The organism is Amycolatopsis sp. NPDC114505 (assembly GCF_055633615.1).
Window position 1 is genome coordinate 3,599,968 of the sequence record NZ_JBVKDV010000001.1, and the last position, 16,997, is coordinate 3,616,964.

Annotated in this window: 16 protein-coding genes; 7 read left to right on the forward strand and 9 right to left on the reverse strand. The window is 71.9% G+C overall.

The window, feature by feature from the left end:
• Window positions 1-16 precede the first annotated feature (16 nt).
• From ACZ7OU_RS17790 to ACZ7OU_RS17800, 3 genes are all read right to left on the reverse strand, one after another.
• Window positions 17-829 (reverse strand): sugar phosphate isomerase/epimerase family protein, encoded by an 813-nt coding sequence (locus ACZ7OU_RS17790; protein WP_470240867.1) that lies wholly within the window; start codon window positions 827-829, stop codon window positions 17-19.
• Window positions 829-1,962: a dihydrodipicolinate synthase family protein gene (locus ACZ7OU_RS17795; protein ID WP_470255824.1), complete on the reverse strand. Its 1,134-nt coding sequence runs from the start codon at window positions 1,960-1,962 to the stop codon at window positions 829-831. The genes ACZ7OU_RS17790 and ACZ7OU_RS17795 overlap by 1 nt, the downstream gene beginning before the upstream one ends.
• Before the next feature lie 81 nt (window positions 1,963-2,043).
• Window positions 2,044-3,084, reverse strand: a complete 1,041-nt coding sequence (locus ACZ7OU_RS17800; RefSeq protein ID WP_470240865.1) for a LacI family DNA-binding transcriptional regulator — start codon at window positions 3,082-3,084, stop codon at window positions 2,044-2,046.
• A gap of 229 nt (window positions 3,085-3,313) precedes the next feature.
• Here ACZ7OU_RS17800 and ACZ7OU_RS17805 point away from each other — a divergent pair, with 229 nt between their 5' ends.
• The 3 genes from ACZ7OU_RS17805 to lpdA all read left to right on the forward strand — a co-directional run bounded on the left by ACZ7OU_RS17805 (window position 3,314) and on the right by lpdA (window position 5,984).
• A complete protein-coding gene (locus tag ACZ7OU_RS17805; RefSeq protein ID WP_470240864.1) occupies window positions 3,314-3,718 on the forward strand; it encodes a nitroreductase family deazaflavin-dependent oxidoreductase in 405 nt (134 codons plus the stop codon).
• A 63-nt stretch (window positions 3,719-3,781) separates the two neighbouring features.
• A complete protein-coding gene (locus tag ACZ7OU_RS17810) occupies window positions 3,782-4,543 on the forward strand; it encodes a lysophospholipid acyltransferase family protein (protein WP_470255825.1) in 762 nt (253 codons plus the stop codon).
• A 49-nt stretch (window positions 4,544-4,592) separates the two neighbouring features.
• Window positions 4,593-5,984 (forward strand): dihydrolipoyl dehydrogenase, encoded by a 1,392-nt coding sequence (lpdA, locus tag ACZ7OU_RS17815; RefSeq protein WP_470255826.1) that lies wholly within the window; start codon window positions 4,593-4,595, stop codon window positions 5,982-5,984.
• On the opposite strand, the gene ACZ7OU_RS17820 is transcribed toward lpdA, so the two are convergent.
• Complete coding sequence (locus tag ACZ7OU_RS17820) at window positions 5,974-6,366, reverse strand: GNAT family N-acetyltransferase (protein ID WP_470255955.1); 393 nt, start codon at window positions 6,364-6,366, stop codon at window positions 5,974-5,976. The genes lpdA and ACZ7OU_RS17820 overlap by 11 nt on opposite strands.
• 261 nt (window positions 6,367-6,627) lie before the next feature.
• On the opposite strand from ACZ7OU_RS17820, the gene ACZ7OU_RS17825 reads away from it, so the two are divergent.
• The gene (locus tag ACZ7OU_RS17825; protein WP_470255827.1) at window positions 6,628-8,529 is read left to right on the forward strand and encodes a S8 family serine peptidase; all 1,902 of its coding nucleotides are present in this window, start codon (window positions 6,628-6,630) and stop codon (window positions 8,527-8,529) included.
• 34 nt (window positions 8,530-8,563) lie between these two features.
• Here ACZ7OU_RS17825 and ACZ7OU_RS17830 read toward each other — a convergent pair whose 3' ends face one another.
• Window positions 8,564-9,193 carry a class I SAM-dependent methyltransferase gene (locus ACZ7OU_RS17830; RefSeq protein ID WP_470255828.1) on the reverse strand — a complete coding sequence of 210 codons (630 nt, stop codon included), beginning with the start codon at window positions 9,191-9,193 and terminating at the stop codon, window positions 8,564-8,566.
• A 21-nt stretch (window positions 9,194-9,214) separates the two neighbouring features.
• Here ACZ7OU_RS17830 and ACZ7OU_RS17835 point away from each other — a divergent pair, with 21 nt between their 5' ends.
• Window positions 9,215-9,949: an SDR family oxidoreductase gene (locus tag ACZ7OU_RS17835; RefSeq protein WP_470255829.1), complete on the forward strand. Its 735-nt coding sequence runs from the start codon at window positions 9,215-9,217 to the stop codon at window positions 9,947-9,949.
• On the opposite strand, the gene ACZ7OU_RS17840 is transcribed toward ACZ7OU_RS17835, so the two are convergent.
• Window positions 9,946-10,944, reverse strand: coding sequence for an SDR family oxidoreductase (locus tag ACZ7OU_RS17840; protein ID WP_470255830.1), 999 nt, complete (start codon window positions 10,942-10,944; stop codon window positions 9,946-9,948). The two genes, ACZ7OU_RS17835 and ACZ7OU_RS17840, sit on opposite strands and share 4 nt — an antisense overlap.
• Window positions 10,945-11,015: 71 nt before the next feature.
• Here ACZ7OU_RS17840 and ACZ7OU_RS17845 point away from each other — a divergent pair, with 71 nt between their 5' ends.
• A complete protein-coding gene (locus tag ACZ7OU_RS17845) occupies window positions 11,016-11,894 on the forward strand; it encodes a LysR family transcriptional regulator (RefSeq protein ID WP_470255831.1) in 879 nt (292 codons plus the stop codon).
• On the opposite strand, the gene ACZ7OU_RS17850 is transcribed toward ACZ7OU_RS17845, so the two are convergent.
• Window positions 11,891-12,472, reverse strand: coding sequence for a nucleotidyltransferase domain-containing protein (locus ACZ7OU_RS17850; protein ID WP_470255832.1), 582 nt, complete (start codon window positions 12,470-12,472; stop codon window positions 11,891-11,893). The two genes, ACZ7OU_RS17845 and ACZ7OU_RS17850, sit on opposite strands and share 4 nt — an antisense overlap.
• Entirely contained in the window at window positions 12,469-13,920 is a 1,452-nt protein-coding gene (locus tag ACZ7OU_RS17855; protein ID WP_470255833.1) for a peptide ABC transporter substrate-binding protein, read from the reverse strand. Before ACZ7OU_RS17855 ends, ACZ7OU_RS17850 begins: the two co-directional genes overlap by 4 nt.
• Before the next feature lie 96 nt (window positions 13,921-14,016).
• Between ACZ7OU_RS17855 and ACZ7OU_RS17860 the strand changes: the two genes are divergently transcribed.
• On the forward strand, window positions 14,017-15,351 hold the full coding sequence (locus ACZ7OU_RS17860; RefSeq protein WP_470255834.1) for an LVIVD repeat-containing protein: 1,335 nt from the start codon (window positions 14,017-14,019) through the stop codon (window positions 15,349-15,351).
• Between the two features lie 57 nt (window positions 15,352-15,408).
• Here ACZ7OU_RS17860 and ACZ7OU_RS17865 read toward each other — a convergent pair whose 3' ends face one another.
• Window positions 15,409-16,986 carry a glycoside hydrolase family 13 protein gene (locus ACZ7OU_RS17865; protein WP_470255835.1) on the reverse strand — a complete coding sequence of 526 codons (1,578 nt, stop codon included), beginning with the start codon at window positions 16,984-16,986 and terminating at the stop codon, window positions 15,409-15,411.
• Window positions 16,987-16,997: the final 11 nt, after the last annotated feature.

Here is a 16,997-nt window from a genome sequence, read left to right on the forward strand (position 1 = left end):
CCAGCCTACCGGCGGGTCAGGCCACGTGGCGCTCGAACGCCGCGACGGTCTCGGCCAGCACCTCCGCCCCCGGCCGGGCCCACAGCCCGGCGTTGAACACCTCGACCTCGATCGGGCCGGTGTAGCCGGCGGCCTCGACGTGGGCGCGCAGGTGGCGGTGGTCGATCGGGCCGTCGCCCGGCAGCGCGCGGCCGAGCAGCGGGTCGGGCAGCGGCACGAGGACGTCGCACACGTGGAACCCGGCGATCCGGCCGGCGGCCGCGGCGATCGACTCCTCGATCCGCGGGTCCCACCAGACGTGGAACTCGTCGACGATCACGCCGACCTGCTCCGCCGGGTGCTCGACGGCGATCGCCAGTGCTTGCTCCACAGTGGACAGCACGGACCGGTCCGCGCACTGCATCGGGTGCAGCGGCTCCAGGCCCAGCCGTACGCCGCGCTCCCCGGCGTACGGCGCGAGCTCGCCCACGGCGTCCGCGACGCGCTGCCGGGACGCGGCGAGGTCGTTGCCCGCGATCCCGCCCACGACCAGCACGAGGACGTCGGCACCGAGCGTTGCGGCCTCGTCGATCGCTTCCCGCGTCTGCGCGACACCGTCCACAGGGGACCCTTCCGGCGTCACGCCGGTGAAGAACCCACCGCGGCACAACGAGGAAACCCGGACACCGTGTTCCTTCAGCAGGCGTGCGGCCTCGTCGACGCCGGTCTCCGCGACCTTGTCCCGCCACAGCCCGATCCAGCCGACGCCGGCCGCGGCGCACCCGGCCACCGCTTCGGGCAGCGACCAGGCCTTGGTGGTGATCTGGTTGAGGCTGAACCGCGGGTCCATCACGCCACCCCCGCGACCCGCAGCAACGGCCGCATCCGGGCGACGGCCCGCTCGGGGTCGGCGAGCACGCCGGCCGCGTCGGCCAGCCGCAGCAGCGTCGCGAGGTGGGTGATCGTGCGCGCGGACTCGCTGCCGGCGAGCATCCGGAAGTGCTCTTGATGACCGTTCAACCAGGCGAGGAAGACGACGCCGGTCTTGTAGTGCCGCGTCGGCGCGCGGAAGATCTCGCGCGCCAGCGGCACGGTCGGGTCGAGCAGGGCGTGGAAGCCGGCGCGGTCGCCGTCGTCCAGGCGGCGCAGCCCCGCCGCGGCGACCGGCGCGATCGGGTCGAAGATGCCGAGCAGGGCTTCGCTGTGACCCCGCTCGTCGCCGGCGATGAGCTCGGGGTAGTGGAAGTCGTCGCCGGTGTAGCAGGCGACGCTCCCGGGGAGCGCGCGCCGGAACTCCGTCTCGACCTCGGCGTCCAGCACCGAGACCTTCACCCCGGCGATCGTGCCCGCGTGCTCGGCGCACAGGGTCGCCAGCTCACGGGCCGCGGCGCGGACGTCGTCGTGGCCCCAGTAGCCGGCCAGCGCGGGGTCGAACTGCTCGCCGAGCCAGTGCAGCAGGACCGGGCCGCCCGCCTCGGACAGCAGCTTCCCGTAGGCCGCGTGGTAGTCGCCCGGGCCCTGCGCCGCGGCGGCCAGTGCACGGCTCGCCATCACGACGGGGACCGCGCCGGCGCCGCCGACCAGGTCCAGCTGCTCGCGCCAGGCGTCCACAATGGACGCGATGGTCGCCGTCCCCGGTGGCAGCTGGTCGGTGCCGACGCCGGCGCACCAGCGCCGTCCCGCGGCGAGCGCGCCGGTGCGGGTGACCAGCTCCTTCGTCGTGGCCCAGTCGAGGCCCATGCCGCGTTGCGCGGTGTCCATGGCCTCGGCGACGCCTAGCCCGCAAGCCCAGAGGTGTTCGCGGAAGGCCAGCGTGGTGTCCCAGTCGACGGCGCCGGGCTCGTCGGCGAGCGCGTCCGCGACGACGTGCACGGCGGAGTAGGCGATCCGGGACGACGGCGGCGTGCCCGCTGCTTCGGGGAGCGCCGGGCCGGACGGTGACCAGTTCACGAGCCCGCCGCCGGGAACCGGGAGCAGGAGCATCGGGAGACCTCCGCAAGTCAGAAAGCGCTTTCTCGGCTCCACGGTAGGGCCTGTGCCAGAGCACGACAAGGCCCGTCCGGGTCAGCGCTTGGGGCGCGCTGTGCTCTCCCGCAGGACGACCTCGCCCGACAGCCGGACGGTCCGCGGCCGGGTGCCCCCGGCCCCCTTGATCGCCAGGTCCATCGCCCGTTCGCCCAGCTCCTCCAGCGGCAGCCGGACGGTGGTCAGCGCCGGGGCGAGGTCGCGGACCACCGGGATGTCGTCGAACCCGGCGACCGAGATGTCGCCGGGCACGGACAGGCCTTCCTCGCGCAACGCCGTCAGCGCGCCGATCGCCATCACGTCGGTGACGGCGAAGACGCAGGTCGGCAGCTTGCGCTTGCGCCCGGCGAGCAGCCGCTTCGTCGCCTCGTAGCCGCCGTCGCGGGTGAACGCGGCCTCGATGACGTCGTCTTCGTGCAGGGTGATGCCGTGTTCGGCGAGCGCGTCGGTGAACCCGGCCAGCCGGTCGATGACCGTGCTCAGCTTCCGCGGGCCGGCGAGCACGGCGAACCGCTTGTGGCCGAGGCCGACCAGCGCCTTCGCCAGCGCGGCGGCGCCGCCCTTGTTGTCCGGCTGCACGGTGTCGATCTTGAGCCCGCGGTGACGGCTGACCGCCGCGACCTGCCCGCCGCCGCGGCGGTACGGCTCCAGCTCGGCCGCCATCGCGCGTTCCCACGCGCGGTCCTCGAACGCCGAGCCGATCAGCAGGATGGCCGCGGCCCGCTGTGCGCGCAGCGTCGAGACGTAGGCGACCTCGCGGTCGGGGTCGCGGAAGGTGCCGGCCAGCATCACGAGCAGCCCGTTGTCGGTGGCCACCCGCATCACCCCGCCGGCGATCGCGGCGAAGTACGGGTCGCTGACGTCGTGGCAGATCACGCCGACCGTGCGGTGGGTGCCGCCGGCCAGCGCCTGGGCGTGCGCATTCGGGGCGTAGGCCAGCTCGGCCGCGGCGGCGGACACCCGCTCCCGCAGGTCGGCGCGGACGGACGCGGTGCCGTTGAGCACCCGCGACGCCGTCGCGAGCGAGACGTTCGCGCTGCGTGCCACGTCTTCGAGTGTCACGTGCGGCCGGGCCTTCATGGCTGGCTCCTCCAAGATCGGTTTCGGGTGTCTCCGCAAGCTCGGTCGGTGCAATCTACTGGGAGGGGGGTGGGCCGGGAGAAGCCGCTGGCCGGGGGACCTGACCCGAACGAGTGAATTGACCGAGGGAAGCACGGGGGAAGATCAGCGAAAGTCCGTGTCCTGGTAACAAGGAGAATCCTCAAGTAGTGAGTACGCCACTTCCGATCGACCGCGAAAGGATTCCCGCATGCTGTTCGGTGATGAGCACATCCGCCGCTACGAGGAGACCGACGGCGAAGTCGGTCACGAGTGGCAGGAAGGCGTCCCGACGCTGTTGCTGACCACGAAGGGCCGCAAGACCGGCCAGGAGCGCAAGCTCGCCCTGATCTACCAGGAGGCCGACGGCAACCCGGTGGTCGTGGCCTCCGCCGGCGGCGCGCCGAAGCACCCCGCGTGGTACCTGAACCTCGTCGAGAACCCCGAGGTCGGGGTCCAGATCAAGGCCGACAAGTTCAAGGCCCGCGCCCGCACGATCGAGGGCGAGGAGCGGGCGAAGGTGTGGAAGAAGCTCGCCGCCGTCTGGCCGGACTACGACGAGTACACGAAGAAGATCGACCGCCACATCCCCGTGGTCGTGCTCGAGCGCGTGTGATCTGCGCCGCGTTCGGCCGGTGCGCGGGCCGATCCGGCCGGTCGTCGGCTACGAATGACAGTCATGAACCGCTGGACCGCCCTCGACAGCGAGGGTGAGCTGCTCACCCGTCGCCAGATGCTCGCCTACGGCCGGCGCTTCGCCCGGGCCGGCCGGGGTGCCTGGTACAGCTTCGCGATCGAGGTGGTCTGGCAGTTCCTCGTCCAGACGACCCGCTTCCGGGTGCGCGGCTCGCACCACATCCCGAAGTCCGGCGGGGTCCTGGTGGCGTCGAACCACCTGTCGTTCGCCGACCCGGCGACGCTGACGGCGTTCTGCCTCGCCGCCGGCCGCGTGCCGCGCTACCTGGCGAAGGCGTCGCTGTGGAAGGTGCCGGTCCTGGGCCGCGTGATGCGCTCGGGGCGGCACATCCCCGTGTACCGCGGCGCGGCGACGGCGGCGGAGGCCTACCGCGACCTCGTCGCCTCGGTGCGCGACGGCGAGTGCGTCGCGGTCTTCCCCGAAGGCACGTTCTCGAACGACCCGGCCGGCTGGCCGATGCGCGGCAAGACCGGCATCGTGCGCGCCGCGCTGGCGACCGGCGCGCCGGTGATCCCGGTGGCCAACTGGGGCACCCACCACCTGCTGCCGTCGACGGCCTGGTTCCCCCGCGGGGTGCCCCGCAAGACGGTCGAGCTGGTGGCGGGACCGCCGGTCGACCTGTCCGACCTGCTGGAGAAGCCGCTCACCCGCGAGGTGCTGGAGGAGGCGACGGCCCGCATCATGGCGGCGGTGACCGCGCTGCTGGTGACGCTGCGCGGCGAGGAGCCGCCGGTCGCCGCCTGAGGTCCGCGTCACCCCGCCCGTGCCTGCCCGAAGGGGTAGTTTCGGGCGTATGAGTGCACAACACTTTGATGTCGTCGTACTGGGGGCCGGAGTGGGCGGCTACGTCGCGGCGATCCGCGCGTCGCAGCTGGGGCTGAGCGCCGCGGTGGTCGAGGAGAAGTACTGGGGTGGCGTCTGCCTGAACGTCGGGTGCATCCCGTCGAAGGCGCTGCTGCGCAACGCCGAGCTGGCGCACGTCGTGACGCAGGAGGCGAAGGCGTTCGGCATCTCCTCCGACAGCCCGATCCGCGTCGACTACACGGCCGCCTACGAGCGGAGCCGGAAGGTCGCCGACGGGCGCGTCAAGGGCGTGCACTTCCTCATGAAGAAGAACAAGATCACCGAGTTCGACGGGCACGGCACGTTCGTCGACGACCACACCCTCGAGGTGAACGGCTCGCAGGTGACCTTCGGGCACTGCATCATCGCGACGGGCGCCACGACCCGCCTGCTGCCGGGGACCTCGCGCAGCTCGCGCGTGGTGACCTACGAAGAGCAGATCCTTTCGAGCGAGCTGCCGTCGAGCATCGTGATCGCCGGCGCGGGCGCGATCGGCGTCGAGTTCGCCTACGTGCTGCACAACTACGGCGTCGACGTCACGATCGTCGAGTTCCTCGACCGGATGGTGCCGCTGGAGGACGCCGAGGTGTCGGCGGAGCTGGCGCGCCGCTACCGCAAGCTCGGCATCAAGGTGCTGACCTCGACCCGCGTCGAGTCGATCGACGAATCCGGTTCGTCGGTGCGGGTGACGGTGACTTCGGAGAAGGACGGCACGCGGGTCCTCGAGGCCGACAAGGTGCTGCAGGCCATCGGCTTCCAGCCGCGGGTCGAGGGCTACGGCCTGGAGAAGACGGGTGTCGCACTGACCGACCGCGGCGCGATCGCGATCGACGGCCGGGGCCGCACCAACGTCGACCACATCTTCGCGATCGGCGACGTCACGGCGAAGCTGATGCTGGCGCACGCGTCGGAGTCGATGGGCGTGGTGGCGGCGGAGACGATCGCGGGCGCCGAGACGATGGAGCTCGACTTCCCGATGATCCCGCGCGCGACGTACTGCCAGCCCCAGATCGCCAGCTTCGGCTGGACGGAGGAGCAGGCGCGCGACAAGGGCTTCGACGTCCGCGTCGCCAAGTTCCCCTTCACGGCCAACGGAAAGGCCCAGGGCCTCGGTGACGCGGGCGGGTTCGTGAAGCTGATCAGCGACGCGAAGTACGGGGAGCTGATCGGCGGGCACCTGATCGGTCCGGACGTCACCGAGCTGCTGCCGGAGCTGACTTTGGCCCAGCAGTGGGACCTGACGGTGCACGAGGTTTCCCGGAACGTCCACGCCCACCCGACGCTGGGCGAGGCGGTCAAGGAAGCTCTGCACGGCCTCGCCGGGCACATGATCAACCTGTAGGGACGTCGAAGCGGAGCTCCGGCCGCTCCCACCGGACCTTGGGCGGGGACGGCGGGATCGTGCCGGTGCGCCGCGCGCCCATCCGGAGGTAGAACGCGAGCGCGGGCGGGTGCGAGACGACGCGGAGGCTCGTGATGCCGCGCGCGCGGGCTTCCCCGAGCAGGTGCGCGACCAGGCGCGCCCCGAGGCCGAGCCCCTGCGCGGCGTCCGCCACGAACAGGATGTCGAGTTCCGGTGGGGCTTCGAGCAGCGAGTAGAAGCCGAGCAGCTCGTCGCCGGCCATGGCCACGAAGGTCGGGTTGCGCTCGACGTAGCCGGGCGTGACCGCGTAGCCGTCGAGGATGGACGCGTAGTCGCCTTGGTAGGCCGAAGAAGCGAGCATCAACGCGGTCAGGGCATCGGCCTGGCCGGCCGTGGCGCGCAGGATTTCGATCTTGTCCACGCCGTGGAGCGTACGGCGGGGTACCGACAGTTCCGGTGCGGCGAAACGTTCTCACATTTCCGCGGGTGTTCCAGCATGTGGGCGCACGGACGTTCCCGACTTTGGTCGCTGGTTCCCCGTCCGGTCACTCCTTAGATTCTCCCCATTACACCCGGTCGGGTGTCATTCGGTCGAGTGACCGAGTAGCGCAGGGAGAAATCGATGGTGAGATTCAGCCGGGTCGCCGCGCACGCGGTTCCGCTGACGGTCGGTGCGTTGCTGCTGACGACGGGGGTTTCGGTGGCGCAGCCGTCCACGGTGGACGCGGCGACCGCGCGCACCGAGGCGGGCATCAACGCGCTCCAGAGCATCAAGAAGAGCCTGACCCCCGCCGAGCGCAAGCAATCGAGCCAACTGGTCGTCGAGAAGCGGTTGCGGGCCGACCGCTCCCTGGCCGCGAAGCTGCCCGACTACCGCTCCGGCCTCGGCGTCAGCACCGCCGGCACCGTCTCCGTCGAGATCACCGCCACCCGTGACCAGGCCGTCGCGAACGCGGTCAAGGCCGCGGGCGGCACCGTCCGCTTCGCCTCACCCGATGGTGTCCGCGCCGACCTCCCGCTGTCCGCCGTGGACGCGATCGCCGGCCGCGCCGACGTCGCCGAGATCAAGCCGGCCGCGCAGGCGACGACCTGGAGCGAGCAGGGCAACCGCGACTTCCGCGTCGCCGCCGCGCAGGCCGCCGCCGCGACCCAGGTGTCCGAAGGCGACAAGGCGCACGGCGCCGACACCGCCCGCACCACCTACGGCGTCAGCGGTTCCGGCGTCAAGGTCTGCGTGCTCTCCGACGGCGTCGACTCGCTCGCGAAGTCGCAGAGCGCCGGCGAGCTGCCCACGGTCGACGTCTTGTCCGGCCAGAAGGGCAGCGGCGACGAAGGCACCGCGATGCTGGAGATCGTCCACGACCTCGCGCCGAACGCCGCGCTCGGCTTCGCGACCGCGTTCACGAGCGAAGCCAGCTTCGCCGCGAACATCCGCGCGCTGCGCACCACCGGCCACTGCACGATCATCGTCGACGACGTCGCCTACTTCGACGAGTCGCCGTTCCAGGACACGCAGGTCGCGCAGGCGGTCAACGAGGTCACCGCGGCCGGCGTCCTGTACTTCTCCTCGGCCGGCAACTCGGGCAACGCGACCGACGGCACCAGCGGCTACTACGAAGGCGACTTCCGCGCCTCGTCGTCGAAGATCAGCGGCGTCACCGGCACCCCGCACGACTTCGATCCGAGCACCACGACGCAGAACTTCGACGCGCTTTCGGCCGGCTCGCTCGGCAAGCCGGTGACGCTGTTCTGGTCCGACCCGTGGGGCAAGTCCGCCAACGACTACGACCTGTTCATCCTGAACTCGGCCGGCAGCGTCGTGGCGTCGAGCGAGAACGGCCAGTCCGGCTCGCAGAACCCGTACGAGATCGCTTCGGTGCCTTCCACGGGCTCCGGCTACAAGGTGGCCGTGGTCAAGTACAGCGGTGCCGACCGGTTCATCGCGCTCAACGTGATCCGCGGCCGGTTCGTGGCTTCGGGTTCGCTGAAGGCGTTCAGCACCAACGGAGTCACGAACGGCCACTCGGCGGCGGCGAACGCGTTCAGCGTGGCGGCGGCCCCGGCCGGCCCGGCGTTCACGCGGCCGCTGGAGACCGGTGACCCGGCCAACCCGGCGGGCCCGTACCCGGGCCAGTTCACCGCGGCGAGCAAGTGGGAGCGCTTCTCCTCCGACGGCAAGCGCCACCTGTTCTACAACGCGGACGGCACGGCGATCACGGCCGGCAACGTGTCCTCGACGGGGGGCACGACCCGCAGCAAGCCGGACATCACGGCGGCCGACGGCGTGGCGACGTCGGTGACGGGCTTCCAGCCGTTCTACGGGACGTCGGCGGCGGCCCCGCACGCGGCGGCGATCGCGGCGCTGTTGCTGTCGGGCAAGCCGACGGCGACCCCGGCCCAGATCCGCTCGGCGCTGGTGTCCTCGGCGATCGACCTGGGTACGCCCGGGTTCGACACAGTGACGGGCAACGGCGTGATCATGGCCGGCCCGGCCCTCGCGGCGCTGGGCGTGGCGGCGAAGTAGGTTCGTGGCGGGGTCCGGCGTGCGCCGGGCCCCGCTATTTGCCGCTGACCAGCAGGTGGAAGCCCAGGCCGCTGTGGGCGAACCGTTCGTGCCGGACGACACTCAGCCCGGCCGAGGTCAGCGCCGCCTCCAGCTCGGGCAGGGGCCGGATGCGGAAGCCGTTCTCGGTCAGCATCCGCGCGCGGCCCATCAGGTCCGGATCGCCGACGCCCAGCACGAAGCGCCCGCCCGGGGCGAGCACCCGGGCGATCTCGGCGAACGCCGCGGCGAGGTCGTCGACGAAGTAGACCGTGTTCGTCGTGACGATCGCGTCCACGGAATCGTCGTCGAGGGGCAGTGCCGTCATCGGTCCCTCGCTCAGCACCAGCCTGCCCGCGGCGATCTCCCCGCGGAACGTCCCGCGTGCCCGCTCGAGCATCGTCGCCGAGACCTCGACGCCGTGCACCTCGCCGGCTTTCCCCAGGAGCAAGGAAAGACCCAGCCCGCCGCCGAAGCCGATGTCCAATGCCGTTTCGCCGTCCGACAGCTCCAGCGCTGCGACCGCTTTCACGACCGCTTCCCGGTTCCGGCGGTTGAGCGCCGACCCGACCAGACGTCCGCGCAGGCCGCTAGGGTGGCCGAGTTGCCGGGCCAGCCCGGCCTGGAAGCGCTCGCGAAGTCCCATGCGGGCAGTCTAGGAGGCGTGATGGCGAAGACGGCAGTGGTGACCGGGGCCGGCTCGGGCATCGGGCGGGCGGTGGCGCGGGCCCTTCTCGAGGACGGCTGGTCGGTCGCCCTGGCGGGACGGCGTTCCGAAGCTCTCGAGGAAACCGCCGAGGACTTCGAAGGTGCCCTCGTCGTGCCCACCGATGTGGCGCGGGAAGACTCCGTCGCCGAGTTGTTCGCCGCGGTTCGCGAGCGGTGGGGACGGCTCGACCTGCTCGTCAACAACGCCGGGATCGGCGCCGCGGGGACCGTGGCCGATCTGTCCGTCGAGGACTGGAAACGGACCGTCGACGTCAACCTCACCGGGATGTTCCTCTGCGCGCAGCAGGCCGTCCGGCTGATGAAGGACCAGGACCCGCGCGGCGGCCGGATCGTCAACAACGGCTCGATCTCCGCCCACGTCCCGCGCCCCGCCAGCGTCGCCTACACCGCGACCAAGCACGCGGTCACCGGCCTCACCCGCTCGATCTCGCTCGACGGCCGCGCGTGGAACGTCGCGTGCGGGCAGATCGACATCGGCAACGCGGCCACCGAGATGACCGAGCGGATGGCGGCGGGCATCCCGCAGGCCGACGGCCGGGTCATCGCCGAGCCGACGTTCGACGTCCGGTACGTCGCCGACGCGGTGCGGTACATGGCTTCGCTGCCGCTGGACGCCAACGTCCAGTTCCTCACCGTCACCGCGACGACCATGCCGTTCATCGGCCGCGGCTAGGGGATCACCCGCGCCTTCCGGAACTCGTCGAAGAGCCGGTAGAACATCTGCTCCGTCTCCACGTACCCGTGGAACCCCGCGCGGCGTGACTTCGACGTGTCCGCGAACATGTCGTAGTCCCAGCCGAACACGAAGTCGCCGAAGCCCCACGAGGCCGACACGTCCGCGTAGGACACCGACAGGCCGTGGTGAGCGACCATCGAAGTCCACAGTGGAGCTTTGTCCGCCATGACGTCCACAAGGGACATCCGCAGCGGGGGCGCGACTTCGAGGTCGAAGTACGCCGCCAGTTTCGGCCACAGCTCGCGCCAGCGGAACAGGTCGCCGTTCGCTATGTTGAACGCGCCCTCCTGGCCCGTCGCCCAGATCGTCGCGTCGGCCAGCAGGCCCGCGTCCGTCATCTCCAGCAGGCTGTCGTACGCGCCGGGCTTGCCCGGGAACCGCAGCGGCAGACCGAGCTCCTTCGAGATCGACGCGTACACCGCGATCACCAGCGCGAGGTTCATCGGGTTGCCCAACGCCGTGCCGCCGACCACCGACGGCCGGATCGCCGACCACGAACCCCCTCGCCGCTCCAGGAACCGCTGCTGGTCGACGTTGAACTCCGGCGGCATGTGCCCGGCGTCGGTCTCGCGTGCCGGCGTCTTGAACGGGCCGAGGTGCGCGCCGTAGACCTTGTAGCCCTGCATCAGGCTGACGTGCTCGAGCGCGGCCGGGTCCAGGGCCTCGACGAGGTTCGTCAGCATCGCCAGGTTCGGCGGGACCAGCTCGGCCCACGTCGGCCGGTCCTGGTACGCCGCGTAGAAGAGGTGCGTGACCCCGGTCAGCGCGCCGACCTTCGCCCGCGTGTCGGCGGCGTCGAGCAGGTCGACGGCGAGACCACCGCGACGGGAGAGCCCGATGACGTCCCAGCGCCCGTCGGCTTCGAGGTGCTCGACGAGGTTCCGGCCGATGATCCCGTTCGCCCCGGCGACCAGGGCTGTCTTGCGTTCCATGTCCTCCAGGCTGGTCACGCGCTCGCGATAAGTCCAAGGCTTAGTTCTCACCGTTGCGATAAGTTGAGTTCATGACAAGCCTGCGGCAGCTCGAGTACCTGGTCACGGTGGTCGACACCGGCTCGTTCACGCGCGCGGCCGAGCAGCTCCACGTGACGCAGCCCGCGTTGTCGCACCAGATGCGGGCCCTCGAACAGGGCCTCGGCGGGCCGCTGCTGGAACGGCTGCCCCGCAGCGTGCGGCTCACGCCGATGGGCCGGGCGATGCTGCCGCACGCGCGGGCGGCGCTGGCCGACGCCGAACGCGCGCGCTGCGCCGCCCGCCTCGCGTCCGGCACGACGGCGGGGGAGCTGCAGGTGGCGACGGTCTACTCGATGAGCCTCGGCGTGCTGCCACCGGCGTTGCGCGTGTGGCGGCGCGACCGGCCCGGCGTCGACGTCCGGCTGCTCGAGTTCCGGCACGCCGACGAGCTGCGTGACGCGATGGCCGCGGGCGAGGCCGACGTCGCGCTCGGCCCGCTGCCGTCACCTTGGCCGGGGCCGGTGCGCGAGCTGGGGGTCGAGGAGTTCGTGGTGGTGCTCCCGGCGGACGGTGCTTCGGAGGACGACGCGACCGGTGAGGTCGACCTCGCGACGCTGGCGGACTGCGCGTGGGTGCACTACGCGCCGGGCAACGGCCTGGCGGAGCTGGTCGACGCGGCCTGCGCGGCGGCCGGGTTCCGCCCGCGAGCGGCGGTCCGCACCGAGCAGACGGCGGCGGCTCCCACTCTCGCGGCGGCGGGTCTGGGGCCGGCGCTGGTTCCGGCGAACGTCCTGCCGGCGAGGTTCGAGGGGCGAGTCTTGCGGCCTTCGACATCGGTGCGCCGGACGTTGGCGGCCTACACGCGGGCCGCGCCGGACCCGCTGACCACGGCGTTCATCGACACCCTGGTCGAGCACGCCGTGGTCTAAAGCCGGTCGAGCCAGGCGTGCGAGCCGTACGTGCGCCCGAGTGCGTCCGCGAGCCACTGCCGCTGGGAGTCGTCCAGGACCGGCAGCGCCGCCAAGAAGTCCAGCTCGTCCTTGGGGCGGGGGTGCCGGGCCTTGACGAAAAGCTGGACTTCCGGTGCCAGGTAGGGGATTCCGTCCGCCGTGACCGCGCCCAGCTCCGTGACGGCCCGCCGCACGGCCGGGTCCCGGCGAGAGATCCACGAGTCGCCTTCGGTCTCGTCGAGCATGACCTGGATCCGCCACGGCGCCGACGCCGACGGGCGGCACCAGATGTCGTCGACGCCGGGCGGCAGCAGCTCGCCGCGCCGCCACGGCCGGAGCGTGCCGGGCGGGTCCGCCGCCCACCACTCCCACGTCGTCAGTGCCTCCTGGACCGCGAGCTGGTCGCGCCGGAGGAGCAGGACGTCGACGTCGCCGTGGTTGCGGAACGCGTGCCCGACCGCGAGCTCGATCGCGTAGCCGCCCGCGATCCACCAGGGCGCGCGGAGGCGCGAGAACAGCTCGACGACCTCGGGCAGCGGCGCCGGGTCCCAGGTCACGAGACCCCGATTCCGGCCAGCGCCGGGCCGGTGAACGGCGTCGTCAGGACGTCGTGGACGCGGGGTGCCCAGACCGCGTGGCCGTGGCCGGACCACAGCGGGGCCACCGGGAGGTCGCGCAGCAGCTGGTTCTCCGCCAGCCGGTACAGCTCGCCCGACTCCTCCGGCGTCGCCGCCGCGTCCGCGAGTGCCAGGTTCTGGCGGAACACCTCGTCGGTGTACCCCGACGCCGCGGCCAGCGTCGACAGCAGTTCGTACGGGCTCGCGGTGGCCAGTGAGACGTCCAGTGTGGACGGTCCGTCCGGCGGGCCGGACAAGGGTTGCGCGGTCACCGAAACGTCCAACGACTTGTGCAGGCCGACGACCAGCGTCCGCGTCCAGGCCTCGGTCGAAGGTCCGAAGTAGACGGTCGCGCCGCCGGGGAAGGCTGCCTGCCGCAGGAGGGCCTTGCCCGCCGCCGCGTCGAAGCTGCACGGGCGGCACGTGCCCGATCGCTCGCCGGGTGCGTCCGCCGGCGGCAGCAGTGCCTTGGCCGGGTCGACCTGGTGGGCGAGCGGCCCGGCTTCGAGGGCCGCGCGGTCGACGCCCAGTGCGAAGCCGTGACGGACCGTCGCGTCGGCGAAGCGGGGGTTCGCCACCGGGAACGCCAGGTAGCCGGCCCGCGGCAGCGCCCAGGTCGCGTGGTGGTCTTCGCCGAAGTCGCCGTGCATGGCGTCGTGCTTCTCGCCGGGGACCTCGGTGGCGAGGTCGAGGGTGCCCGCCTTGACCGCGTCGTACTGGGCCGTCGGATCGCCGACGCGCAGCTCGATCTCCTCGGCCTGCCCGGAACCGACGCGCTTCAGTGTGCCGCCGGAGCCGGGCCGCCACGCGCCGTCGAGCCGGTACGGGCCGTTCCCGACGGGTGCCGCGGCGAAGCCCTTCCAGTCGTGCGACGTGAGCACCGACGCGGGCAGCGGCACCAGGCCCGGCGCCGAGAGCAGCGCGGGCACCTGGCCGGACGGGCGATCCAGGGCGAGCGTGATCGTGTCCGGAGTGGACGCCCGGATCTCGCGGGCGCGCAACAATTTCGTCAGCACCGGCGCGGACGACCACTGCGAAGCGGCAATCGCCTTCCAGGTGTCCACATAGGACTGAGCGGTGACCGGGGTACCGTCGTGGAACGTCGCCGGCCGCAGCTTGACCGTCCAGTGCACCCGGTCGGTGCTCTCGATCGACTCGGCCGCGCGCGGCGTGAGCTTCCCGGTCGCCGCGTCGTAGTCGGCGAGCGGGGTCCACAGCGCCCCGGTCACCAGCCGGCCGGCCTGGTCGGTGACGTCGGCGGGCAGCAGCGTCGCGGGCTCGCGGATGCCGGCGGACAGGACGCCGGGCCGGGCGGCGTCGGAATCGGAACAGCCCGTGACGGCGAGGACCACCGTGGCGAGCGAGGCGAGCAGGACGAGCAAGCGCATGCGCCAGTCCTACCAGTCAGGAGGCAACCAAAGGCGGTTGTGTCCGGTTGATCTCCGTCGTACCGTTCCCCGGGATCACGCGTTCTGGGAGGTTTCGTGCGCACCTGGCTCCGGTCGTGTTTCGCCGCCGTCACCGTCAGCGCCACGCTGGTCGCGACCGGGCTTCCGGCCGCCGCCTGCGGCGAAGACGACAAACCCGCAGTTCCCGCCACCCGCACCCTGGGTGACCCGGGGGCGATCAAGAACGTCAAAGCCGTCGGCAACGTCCCGGACGCCGCCGGCGCCATCTCGGTCAACTTCCTCGACTACGGCCGCCGCGACGTCATGGTCGTCTCCGGCGAGTTCGGGCTGAAGGTCTACGACCTGACGAAGAACCCGGCCGCGCCGAAGCTGGTCGGGCAGGTCAGCCTGCCGGGGCTGTGGGAGACCGAGGACACCGAGGTCGACCAGGCCCGCAAGCTGGTGTTCCTGTCCCGCGACCCGCGCGCGTTCGGCGGCACCACGCACACCGGCGAGTCCGGCATCTACGTCGTCGACGTCTCGAAGCCCGAGGCTCCGGCGATCCTGAGCTACACGAAGGTCCCGGCCGGGCACACGACCAGCTGCGTCGACGGCTGCCGGTACCTGTGGACCGGTGGTCCGGCGAAGGCCGACGACCAGCCCGCCGACTGGGGCGGCCGCCCGATCTGGGTCACCGACGTCCGCGACCCGCGTCACCCCAAGGTGAACCCGCAGCCGATCGAGCTGGCGCGCAACGACGGCAAGACCGACTACGTGCACGACGTCCAGGTCGACGGCGACGGCGTGGCCTGGGTGTCCGGCCGCGGCGGCGTGCGCGGCTACTGGACCTCCGGGATTCACCGAGACCCGCTGACCGGCCGGATCCGTCGCGCGACGGCGCACGAGCCGGTGCCGTACGCCGGTGGTGGCATCGCCGAGACCGCGGCGCCCTCGCGGTTCATGCACAACAGCTTCCACCCGGCCGGGAACCGCATCGGCGACGGCGCGTGGCGCGGCCAGGACCTGATCTACGCGACGGAGGAGAACTTCGTCGACGGCTGCGCGGGCGACGGCGTCCTGACGATCTCGTCGCTGAAGGGCTCCTACCACGGTGAAGGCTGGCGTTCGACGCCCGAGCAGCCGTTCCGCCTGCAGAGCGTCGGCACGTGGGGCGTCAACGGCCAGGAGGGCAGCGACCCGGCGTCGGACGACTGCTCCGCGCACTACTTCGACGTCCGCGGCAAGATCCTCGTGCAGTCGTTCTACGCGCAGGGCACCCGGTTCCTCGACGTCAGCGACCCGACGAACCCCCGCCAGATCGCGTACTACCGCCCGGGTGACGCGAGCGCGTGGGCGCCGTACTGGCACGGCAAGTACGTCTACGTGGCCGACAACGTCCGCGGCATCGACGTCCTGCAGCTCACGAAGTAGGGCTTGATCCACCGGAGGCCGCCGCCGAGTCCGCTCGGCGACGGCCTCCGGTGCGTTTCAGGACCGCAGCCAGACGGCGGTGTCGGTGGGCAGCTGCGCGTCGACCGGCCCGCTGGCCAGCAGCACCTCACCCGAAGGCAGGGGCACCGGGGCGGCCGAGAAGTTCAGCGCGAACGTGAACTCCGGTCCGATCCGGAACGCCAGCACGTCGTCGCCGAGGGAGAGCCACTCCAGCTCACCCGCCGGGAGGTCCCGCCGCAGGCGCAGGCCGTCGCGGTACAGCGAGAGCATCGACGCCGGGTCCGCCGCCTCCACTTCCGCCGTGTAGGCCTTCCACTCCGCCGGCTGGGGCAGCCACGCGTCCCCGGACCCGAAGCCGAACGGCGGCTCGTCGCCGGACCACGGGATCGGCACGCGGCAGCCATCGCGGCCAGGGTCGGTGCCGTTCGTGCGGGCCCACACCGGGTCCTGGCGCAGGTCGTCGGCGATGTCCAGGATCTCCCACAGCCCCAGCTCCTCGCCCTGGTAGACGTACAGGCCGCCGGGCAGCGCCAGCGTCAGCAGCGCCGCCGCCCTGGCCCGCCGGGTGCCCAGCTCGAGGTCCACCGGCAGCTCGTGCAGCCGGTTCGCGAAGCTGAACCCCGTGTCACCCTGGCGGCCGTAACGCGTGACGTGCCGCGTGACGTCGTGGTTCGACAAAACCCACGCGGCCGGCGCGCCGACCTCGTCGTGCGCGCGCAACGTCCGGGAGATGACGTCCCGGAAGCGCGCGGAGTCCCACGGGCACACCAGGAAGTCGAAGTTGAACGCCGAGTGCAGCTCGTCGCGGCGCAGGTAGCGCGCCGCGCGGGACATGTCCGGCAGCCACATCTCGCCGACCAGCACGCGCTCGCCCGCGTAGCTGTCGGCGATCTTGCGCCACGACCGGTAGATCTCGTGCAGGCCCTCCATGTCGGAGAACGGCGTCTCGTCGCCCTCGTCGACGTCGGGCAGCCGCGGGTCCTTCACGAGCCCGTCGGCGACGTCGATGCGGAAGCCGTCCACCCCGCGGTCGAACCAGAACCGCAGCACGTCCTCGAACTCCGTGCGGATCTCCGGGTTGTCCCAGTTGAAGTCGGGCTGGCGCGAGCTGTAGAGGTGCAGGTACCACTCGCCGTCTCCGACGCGCGTCCACGCGGACCCGCCGAAGCGCGACTTCCAGTTGTTCGGCGGCTCGGCGCCGTCCGGTCCGCGGCCGGGCCGGAACCAGAACCGTTGCCGCTCCGGCGATCCCGGGCCCGCCTCCAGCGCGGCCTGGAACCACCGGTGCTCGTCGGAGCAGTGGTTGGGCACGATGTCGATGATCACCCGGATGCCGCGCGCGTGCGCCTCGGCGATCAGGTCCTCCGCCTCGGCGAGCGTGCCGAAGAGCGGCTCGATGTCGCGGAAGTCGGCGACGTCGTAGCCGCCGTCGTCCATCGGCGAGGGGTACCACGGGGTGAACCAGATCGCGTCGATCCCCAGGTCGGCCAGGTGGTCCAGCCGGGCGCGGACGCCGGCGAGGTCGCCGATGCCGTCGCCGTTGCCGTCCGCGAAGCTGCGGATGTAGACCTGGTAGATCGCCGCGCTCCGCCACCAGCCGGTCTTGTCGGTCACGAAAGTGCCCT